This is a genomic window from Streptomyces sp. NPDC014991 (assembly GCF_043080665.1).
Taxonomy (GTDB): domain Bacteria; phylum Actinomycetota; class Actinomycetes; order Streptomycetales; family Streptomycetaceae; genus Streptomyces.
Genome location: NZ_JBIBVY010000002.1, coordinates 47,763 through 56,073 on the forward strand (window position 1 = coordinate 47,763; position 8,311 = coordinate 56,073).

The window sequence follows — 8,311 nt, forward strand, 5'->3', positions numbered from 1 at the left end:
TGTCCCCGGCGGTCAGCACGAACGCCCCGCCCGGGGCCGGGCAGGGCGTTCGGTGGGGCTGCGGGGACTACGCCAGCAGCGCCGGGATCGTGTTCTCGTGGGCCTCGCGGAGTTCGGTGAGGGTGAGGGTGAACTCGCCCTGGACCTCGATCACGTCACCGTCCACGACACCGATCCGGGTGGCCGGCAGGCCGCGCGCACCGCACATGTCGTTGAAGCGGACCTCCTCCGAGCGCGGCACGGCGACGATCGCGCGGCCGGCCGACTCGGACAGCAGGAAGGTGAAGGCGTCCAGGCCGTCCGGGACGACCAGGCGGGCGCCCTTGCCGCCGAGCAGCGCGGACTCGACCACGGCCTGGACCAGGCCGCCGTCGGACAGGTCGTGCGCGGAGTCGATCATGCCGTCGCGGGAGGCGGAGATCAGGATCTCGGCCAGCAGCCGCTCCCGCTCCAGGTCGACCTTGGGCGGCAGGCCGCCGAGGTGGTCGTGGATCACCTGGGACCAGGCAGAGCCGCCGAACTCCTCGCGGGTGTCACCGAGGAGGTAGAGCAGGTGGCCCTCCTCCTGGAAGGCGACCGGGGTGCGGCGGGCGACGTCGTCGATCACGCCGAGGACGGCCACGACCGGGGTCGGGTGGATGGCGGCCTCGCCGGTCTGGTTGTACAGCGAGACGTTGCCGCCGGTCACGGGCGTGCCGAGCTGACGGCAGCCGTCGGCGAGACCGCGCACGGCCTCCGCGAACTGCCACATGACCGCCGGGTCCTCGGGCGAGCCGAAGTTCAGGCAGTCGGAGACGGCCAGCGGCTTGGCGCCGGTGGTCGCCACGTTCCGGTAGGCCTCGGCCAGGGCCAGCTGGGCGCCGGTGTACGGGTCCAGCTTGGCGTAGCGGCCGTTGCCGTCCGTCGCGATCGCGACGCCGAGCCCGGTCTCCTCGTCCACGCGGATCATGCCGGAGTCCTCCGGCTGGGCGAGGACGGTGTTGCCCTGCACGAAGTGGTCGTACTGGGACGTGATCCACTTCTTGGAGGCCTGGTTGGGTGAGCCGACCAGCTTCAGGACCTGGTCCCTCAGCTCCTCGGGCGTCCCAGGGCGGGGCAGCTTGTTCGCGTCGTCCGCCTGGAGCGCGTCCTGCCAGTCGGGGCGCGCGTACGGGCGCTCGTAGACCGGGCCCTCGTGCGCGACCGTGCGCGGGTCGACGTCGACGATCTTCTCGCCGTGCCAGAAGATCTCCAGCCGGTCGCCGTCGGTCACCTCACCGATGACGGTGGCGATGACGTCCCACTTCTCGCAGATCTCCAGGAACCGGTCGACCTTCTCCGGTTCCACGACCGCGCACATGCGCTCCTGCGACTCGCTCATGAGGATCTCCTCGGGCGAGAGCGTCGAGTCGCGCAGCGGGACGTCGTCCAGCGTCACGCGCATGCCGCCGGAGCCGTTGGAGGCCAGCTCGGAGGTGGCGCAGGACAGGCCGGCCGCGCCGAGGTCCTGGATGCCGACGACCAGCTTCTCGCTGAACGCCTCCAGGGTGCACTCGATGAGGAGCTTCTCCTGGAAGGGGTCGCCGACCTGCACCGCGGGCCGCTTGGACGGCTTGGCGTCGTCGAACGTCTCGGAGGCGAGGATCGAGGCGCCGCCGATGCCGTCGCCGCCGGTCCGGGCGCCGTACAGGATGACCTTGTTGCCCGTGCCGGAGGCCTTGGCGAGGTGGATGTCCTCGTGCCGCATCACACCGATGGCACCGGCGTTGACCAGCGGGTTGCCCTGGTAGCAGGCGTCGAAGACGACCTCGCCGCCGATGTTGGGCAGGCCCAGGCAGTTGCCGTAGCCGCCGATGCCCGCGACCACGCCCGGCAGGACGCGCTTGGTGTCGGGGTGGTCGGCGGCGCCGAAGCGCAGCGGGTCCACGACCGCCACCGGGCGGGCGCCCATCGCGATGATGTCGCGGACGATGCCGCCCACACCCGTGGCCGCGCCCTGGTAGGGCTCGACGTAGGAGGGGTGGTTGTGCGACTCGACCTTGAAGGTGACCGCGTAGCCCTGGCCGACGTCCACGACGCCGGCGTTCTCGCCGATGCCGACGAGCAGGGCGTCCGACTCGGGCGCCTTCTCGCCGAACTGGCGCAGGTGGACCTTGGAGGACTTGTACGAGCAGTGCTCGGACCACATGACCGAGTACATGGCGAGTTCGGCGCCGGTGGGGCGACGGCCGAGGATCTCCACCACCCGCTCGTACTCGTCCTTCTTCAGGCCGAGTTCGGCCCAGGGCAGCTCGACGTCGGGGGTCCCGGCCGCGTGCTCGACCGTGTCCAGAGGCGTCCGGCTCATGCGTTGACCAGCTTCTTGAGGATCGAGGTGAAGAAGGGGAGGCCGTCGGTGCGGCCGGTGCCGACGAGCGGCTCCACGGCGTGCTCCGGGTGCGGCATCAGGCCCACGACGTTCCCGGCCTCGTTGGTGATGCCGGCGATGTCACGGAGCGAGCCGTTCGGGTTGAAGTCCACGTACCGGAAGGCGACCCGGCCCTCCGCCTCCAGCTCGTCCAGCGTGTACGCGTCGGCGACGTACCGGCCGTCCATGTTCTTCAGCGGGATGTGGATCTCCTGGCCGGCGCGGTAGTCGCCGGTCCAGGCCGTCTCCGCGTTCTCCACCCGCAGCTTCTGGTCGCGGCAGATGAAGTGGAGGTGGTCGTTGCCGAGCATCGCGCCCGGGAGGAGGTGGGCCTCGGTGAGGATCTGGAAGCCGTTGCAGATGCCGAGGACCGGGAGCCCGGCCTTCGCCTGTTCGATCAGGGACTCCATGACCGGCGAGAAGCGGGCGATGGCGCCGGCCCGCAGATAGTCGCCGTAGGAGAAACCGCCGCACAGGACGACGGCGTCGACCTGCTTGAGGTCCTTGTCCTTGTGCCACAGGGCGACCGGCTCGGCACCCGCAAGACGGACCGCGCGCCGGGTGTCCTGGTCGTCCAGGCTGCCCGGGAAAGTGACGACGCCAATACGAGCGGTCACTTGGCCGCCTCCGCGACTTCGTCGACCCGGACCGTGAAGTCCTCGATCACGGTGTTGGCGAGGAAGGATTCCGCAAGATCGCGGATGCGGGCGAGCGCGGCCTCGTCGACCGGCCCGTCAACTTCCAGTTCGAAACGCTTTCCCTGACGTACGTCCGAGATCCCCTCGAAACCCAGGCGCGGCAGCGCACGCTGGACCGCCTGGCCCTGGGGGTCGAGGATCTCCGGCTTGAGCATGACGTCGACTACGACGCGTGCCACTGGCACTCCCGGTGTGTGGTGCTGAGCAGGTCCCTTCAGACTACCCGCACAAAATTTCTACGCGGGTAGAGTTGGAGGAAACTACGTGAGGCGCATCACGATCGGGTGTCGAAACCACACGCCCGCGAAAAGTTCTGGGAAAGTTCGACCATCCTCCCGATCCACTTATTGCGCTCGGACACGCGGGCGGATTTAGTCGGACTTCACTTTGCATTGCCGGGCACGGTACATTTGCATTGCCGGGCACTGTACAAATGAATTGGCAATAGTCGATACCCGGCACGTCATCAGCGTTGAGCTGTATCGACGTGCCGCACGAAGGGACCGATATTCGTGGCGCAAAAGGTCGTGGTCACTCTCTTCGACGACATCGACGGCTCGGAAGCGGCGGAGACGATCGCCTTCGGACTCGACGGCAGGTCGTACGAGATCGACCTCAACGAAACCAACGCCGGGAAACTGCGCAAGGCGCTCGCGCCCTACGTCGAGGCCGGCCGCAAGCGGTCGCGGTCCGGCAAGGCGTACAAGCAGACGGAGGTCGCCCCCGACCCGGCGGCCGTCCGTGCCTGGGCCCAGGCCAACAAGATGGACGTTCCCGCACGCGGACGCATCCCGAAGAAGGTCTACGAGGCGTTCAGCGCCGCGCAGTGAGCCCGCGAAGGGGCGAGTCCTCAGGGTCCGTCAGCGGGCCCTGAGGACCGTGCACTTGGGGCGAAACGGGTCACAAGGGGAGCCGACTTGCGCTACCCCCCTGCCGATCAGCTAATGTCTGGGACACGCCGAGGGGCGAGGCCGGAAGGCCGGATCCCGAGGACACGCGGGTGTAGTTCAGTAGTAGAACATCCCCCTTCCAGGGGGAAGGCGCAGTGTGCAATTCCTGTCACCCGCTCTGCACCGCCGACACGACCACCCTGGTGGATCAGGTAGGCTGGTGCCGCACCGATCGGTGGGAGCCGGTCGGGGGCAGTGCGGACGTAGCTCAGTTGGTAGAGCGCAACCTTGCCAAGGTTGAGGTCGCGAGTTCGAGCCTCGTCGTCCGCTCGGTAAGAAGACCCCGGTCCACTGGACCGGGGTCTTCTCGTTGTCCCGGACCCGCACTGACATGTGTCATGCCGACTGATGACACCGCGCACTGCCCCCCGGGCCGCGCCGCCGGGACGCTTGCCCCATGGACATCGACGGACACGAGCACGTGATCGAGGTCACCGGCCTCAGGCGTGTCTACGGAGGCGGGTTCGAGGCCGTACGCGGCATCACCTTCTCCGTGCGGCGCGGGGAGATCTTCGCCCTGCTGGGCACCAACGGTGCCGGGAAGACCTCCACGGTCGAACTGCTGGAAGGGCTCGCGGAACCCGCCGCCGGCCGGATCCGGATCCTCGGCCACGACCCCCACCGCGAGCGCGCCGCCGTGCGTCCCCGCACCGGCGTGATGCTCCAGGAGGGCGGCTTCCCCGCCGAGCTGACCGTCGCCGAGACCGCCCGGATGTGGGCGGGGTGCACCAGCGGGGCCCGGCCGGAGCACGAGGTCCTGGCCCGGGTCGGGCTCGCGGACAAGCGGCGGGTGCGGATCAAGCAGCTGTCCGGCGGGGAGCGCCGACGCCTCGACCTGGCGCTCGCCCTGCTCGGTGACCCCGAGGTGCTCTTCCTCGACGAGCCGACGACCGGGCTCGACGCGGAGGGCCGCCGGGACACCTGGGCGCTGGTGCGGGAGCTGCGGGACGCGGGCACGACCGTGCTGCTCACCACGCACTACCTGGAGGAGGCCGAGAGCCTCGCCGACCGGCTCGCCATCCTGCACGAGGGGCGCATCGCCGCCTCCGGCACCCCGGCCGAGGTCACCGCCGGCCGGCCGTCCCGGATCTCCTTCGAACTGCCCGCCGGCTACTTCCCCGGCGATCTGCCGCCCCTCGCCGGCCTCGGCGTCTGCGGACACGAGAGCGACGGCCGGGTCGTGCGGCTGCGCACCCGCGACCTCCAGCGGACCGCCACCGCCGTCCTCACCTGGGCCGAGCGGACCGGCGTCGAACTGCGCGGCCTGGACGTGCGCTCGGCCTCCCTGGAGGAGGCGTTCCTCGGGATCGCACGGGCGGGGGTCCCCCCGCTCGAGCGCAGCCCGGAGCGGGGTAAGGAGGTGTCGGCGTGAGCGGCGTGACCTCCGGCGCCGGGGCCGGCCGCCCGGACAGTGCGTCCCCCGGCGCTTCGACGCAGCCGACCCGGCGGCTGCGGGCGCTGGCACGGGCCGAGCTGGCCCTGCTCGGCCGTAACCGCGGTGTCGTGTTCACCGCGCTCGTCGTCCCGCTCACGCTGCCGTTCAGCGTGCGGCCGGCCCTGGACCAGATGGACCTGGAGAAGCACGGCGTGAGCGCCGGCGCGGCCATGCTCACCGCCGCCGTCGGTTTCTCCCTGCTCTTCACCGTCTACACCGCGCTGGTCAACGTCTACGTGGCCCGCCGTGAGGAACTCGTCCTCAAACGGCTGCGCACCGGCGAACCGGCCGACGCCGAGATCCTCACCGGCACCGCCCTGCCCGCCATGGCCGTCGGGCTCGCCCAGGCGCTGCTGCTGTGCGCCGGGGGCGCGGTGCTGCTGCACGCCGGGGCGCCCCGGGCGCCGTACCTGATGGTGCTGGGACTCGCGGCCGGGCTGGTGCTGAGCGCCGCGCTCGCCGCGCTGACCGCCTCCGTCACGCGGTCCGTGGAGAGCGCCCAGGTCACCTCGCTGCCCCTGGTGCTGATGACGATGATCGGCTCGGGGGTCATGTTCCCCACCGAGGTCATGCCGGCCAGGCTGGCCTCCGTCTGCGAACTGCTCCCGCTGTCCCCGGCCATGCGGCTCGTCCGGGCGGGCTGGACCGGCCGGCTGGGCGCGTACGAGATCCTGGGCACCCTCGCGACCGCGCTGGTCTGGACGGTCGTGGCGGTGTTTGCTGTACGGCGGTGGTTCCGGTGGGAGCCACGGCGCTGAGGGACGGGGGGCGCGCATGACGGGGCGGATACGGCGCTGGCAGCAGCGGCAGTGGCGGGAGCGCAGCAAGGCCGAACGGGTCGAGCTGTACACCGTCGTCTCCTGGTACGTGTCGGTCTGGGTCTTCTCCCTCGGCTGGCTGCTGCTGCCCCTGGTCGCCGGGCTCGGCCACCGGCGGGTGGTGGTGACCCTCGGCGCCCTGCTCGTCCTCGTGTCGGTCCTCCAGTGCGTGGCCTCCAACCGGCTCACCCGGCCCGCGCTCGACCACTACCTGGGGCGCGCCCGGCTGCCGGCCGGCGCGCACCGCGTCCCGGCCGTCCTGCTGGGACTGGCGCTGGCGCTGGCGCTGGCCCTCTCCGCGCTGGACGCGGCCGACCCGATGACCGTCCGGTGGGCGGTCGCCGCCGTCCTGCTGCCGTTCGGGCTGGTCTACGGACTCACGGTCCCCGTACGGGTCTTCCTGCGCCGGTCGGCGGTGCTCGCGATGGTGGTGACGGGTGCGGTCTGGCTCACCGACCACGATGGCGTCGGCCTCCTCGCGACCGGTCTGATGGCCGCCTTCCAGGCGGTGTTCGCGCTCCTCGCCTGCCGCGTCGGTGCCTGGACCCTGTCCGTGCTCTGGGAGGCGGAGCGGACCCGTGAGGCCGAGGCCCGGCTCGCGGTCGCCGAGGAACGGCTGCGGTTCGGGCGGGACCTGCACGACGTACTGGGCCGGAACCTGTCCGTGATCTCACTCAAGAGCGAACTGGCCGTCCAACTCGCCCGCCGGGGGCGGCCGGAGGCCGTGGAGCAGATGATCGAGGTGCAGCGCATCGCGCAGGAGTCCCAGCGCGAGGTACGGGCCGTCGTACGGGGCTACCGCGAGGCCGACCTCGGTGCCGAACTCGCCGGCGCGCAGGGGGTGCTGGCGGCGGCGGGTATCGACTGCGCGGTGCGTGCGGAGGCCCCCGGGCTGCCCGCCGAGGTGCAGTCCGCGCTCGGCTGGGTGGTGCGCGAGGCGACCACCAACGTGCTGCGGCACGGGGACGCGGGCCGGTGCGAGGTGGGACTGTCGGTACGGGAGGGACATGTGGTGCTGACGGTGGAGAACGACGGGGTCCCGGACGGACCGGGCGACGGCGGCACGGGACTCGCCGGGCTGCGGGAGCGGCTGGCCGCCGTCGACGGGACCCTCGAGGCGGGCGTGGTCGGGGCCGGACGGGACCGGTTCCGGCTGGTGGCGGACGTGCCCCTGACCCAGGCGGGAGGAGTCACCTCGTGAACGCTCCGGTACGGCTGTTGCTCGCCGACGACGAGCATCTGATCCGGGGGGCGCTGGCCGCGCTGCTCTCCCTGGAGGACGATCTGCTGGTCGTCGCCGAGGCGGCGAGCGGGCCCGAGGCACTGGCCATGGCCCGGGCGCACACCCCCGACGTGGCCGTGCTCGACCTCCAGATGCCGGGCGCCGACGGTGTGAAGGTCGCCACATCCCTGCGCACGGAACTGCCCGGCTGCCGGGTGCTGATCGTCACCGGACACGCGCGGCCCGGGCATCTGAAACGGGCACTCGCGGCCGGTGTGCGCGGGTTCGTCCCGAAGACCGTCAGCGCCCAGCGCCTCGCCGAGATCATCCGGACCGTGCACGCGGGAAACCGTTACGTCGATCCGGAGTTGGCCGCCGACGCGATCTCCGCCGGCGACTCGCCGCTGACCGCGCGGGAGGCCGAGGTGCTGGAGCTGGCCGCCGACGGCGCACCCGTCGCGGAGATCGCCGAGCGGGCCGCGCTGTCACCGGGGACCGTGCGCAACTACCTCTCCTCGGCCGTCACGAAGCTCGGCGCCGAGAACCGCCACACCGCGGTGCGTCTCGCCCGCGAGCGCGGTTGGGTATAGTTGCTCTCGCGCCACGGCGCCAAGCGGACGTAGCTCAGTTGGTAGAGCGCAACCTTGCCAAGGTTGAGGTCGCGAGTTCGAGCCTCGTCGTCCGCTCCGGAACGAGCCCCCCGGTTTCCACCGGGGGGCTTCTTCGTGCTCGGGGTCGTGGGGGGGGGGGGGGGGCGCCGGCCCGGCTGCGGGGGGGCCGGGGGCGGGGAGGACGCCGGCCC

General features: G+C 71.5%; 8 protein-coding genes and 3 tRNA genes. 8 read left to right on the forward strand and 3 right to left on the reverse strand.

The genetic code is table 11. From position 1 onward, the window contains the following. Positions 1-67 precede the first annotated feature (67 nt). The 3 genes from purL to purS are packed head-to-tail and all read right to left on the reverse strand — an operon-like array spanning position 68 to position 3,263. On the reverse strand, positions 68-2,326 hold the full coding sequence (gene purL, locus ACF1BE_RS04220) for a phosphoribosylformylglycinamidine synthase subunit PurL (RefSeq protein WP_392197446.1): 2,259 nt from the start codon (positions 2,324-2,326) through the stop codon (positions 68-70). Then, positions 2,323-3,003, reverse strand: a complete 681-nt coding sequence (gene purQ, locus ACF1BE_RS04225; RefSeq protein ID WP_356819301.1) for a phosphoribosylformylglycinamidine synthase subunit PurQ — start codon at positions 3,001-3,003, stop codon at positions 2,323-2,325. The genes purL and purQ overlap by 4 nt, the downstream gene beginning before the upstream one ends. After that, positions 3,000-3,263: a phosphoribosylformylglycinamidine synthase subunit PurS gene (gene purS / locus ACF1BE_RS04230; protein ID WP_014673609.1), complete on the reverse strand. Its 264-nt coding sequence runs from the start codon at positions 3,261-3,263 to the stop codon at positions 3,000-3,002. The genes purQ and purS overlap by 4 nt, the downstream gene beginning before the upstream one ends. 333 nt (positions 3,264-3,596) lie before the next feature. Here purS and ACF1BE_RS04235 point away from each other — a divergent pair, with 333 nt between their 5' ends. From ACF1BE_RS04235 to ACF1BE_RS04270, 8 genes are all read left to right on the forward strand, one after another. Continuing rightward, positions 3,597-3,914: an Lsr2 family protein gene (locus ACF1BE_RS04235; RefSeq protein ID WP_392197447.1), complete on the forward strand. Its 318-nt coding sequence runs from the start codon at positions 3,597-3,599 to the stop codon at positions 3,912-3,914. Between the two features lie 166 nt (positions 3,915-4,080). After that, positions 4,081-4,152, forward strand: a tRNA-Gly gene (locus ACF1BE_RS04240). A gap of 79 nt (positions 4,153-4,231) precedes the next feature. Next, positions 4,232-4,304: transfer RNA gene (locus tag ACF1BE_RS04245), tRNA-Gly, on the forward strand. 127 nt (positions 4,305-4,431) lie between these two features. After that, positions 4,432-5,406 carry an ABC transporter ATP-binding protein gene (locus tag ACF1BE_RS04250; RefSeq protein ID WP_392197448.1) on the forward strand — a complete coding sequence of 325 codons (975 nt, stop codon included), beginning with the start codon at positions 4,432-4,434 and terminating at the stop codon, positions 5,404-5,406. A gap of 5 nt (positions 5,407-5,411) precedes the next feature. Further along, positions 5,412-6,227, forward strand: a complete 816-nt coding sequence (locus ACF1BE_RS04255) for an ABC transporter permease (RefSeq protein WP_392197825.1) — start codon at positions 5,412-5,414, stop codon at positions 6,225-6,227. 16 nt (positions 6,228-6,243) lie between these two features. Continuing rightward, positions 6,244-7,488, forward strand: a complete 1,245-nt coding sequence (locus tag ACF1BE_RS04260; protein WP_392197449.1) for a sensor histidine kinase — start codon at positions 6,244-6,246, stop codon at positions 7,486-7,488. Beyond that, the gene (locus ACF1BE_RS04265) at positions 7,485-8,099 is read left to right on the forward strand and encodes a response regulator (protein ID WP_392197450.1); all 615 of its coding nucleotides are present in this window, start codon (positions 7,485-7,487) and stop codon (positions 8,097-8,099) included. Before ACF1BE_RS04260 ends, ACF1BE_RS04265 begins: the two co-directional genes overlap by 4 nt. Before the next feature lie 23 nt (positions 8,100-8,122). Then, a tRNA-Gly gene (locus ACF1BE_RS04270) sits at positions 8,123-8,195 on the forward strand. Positions 8,196-8,311: the final 116 nt, after the last annotated feature.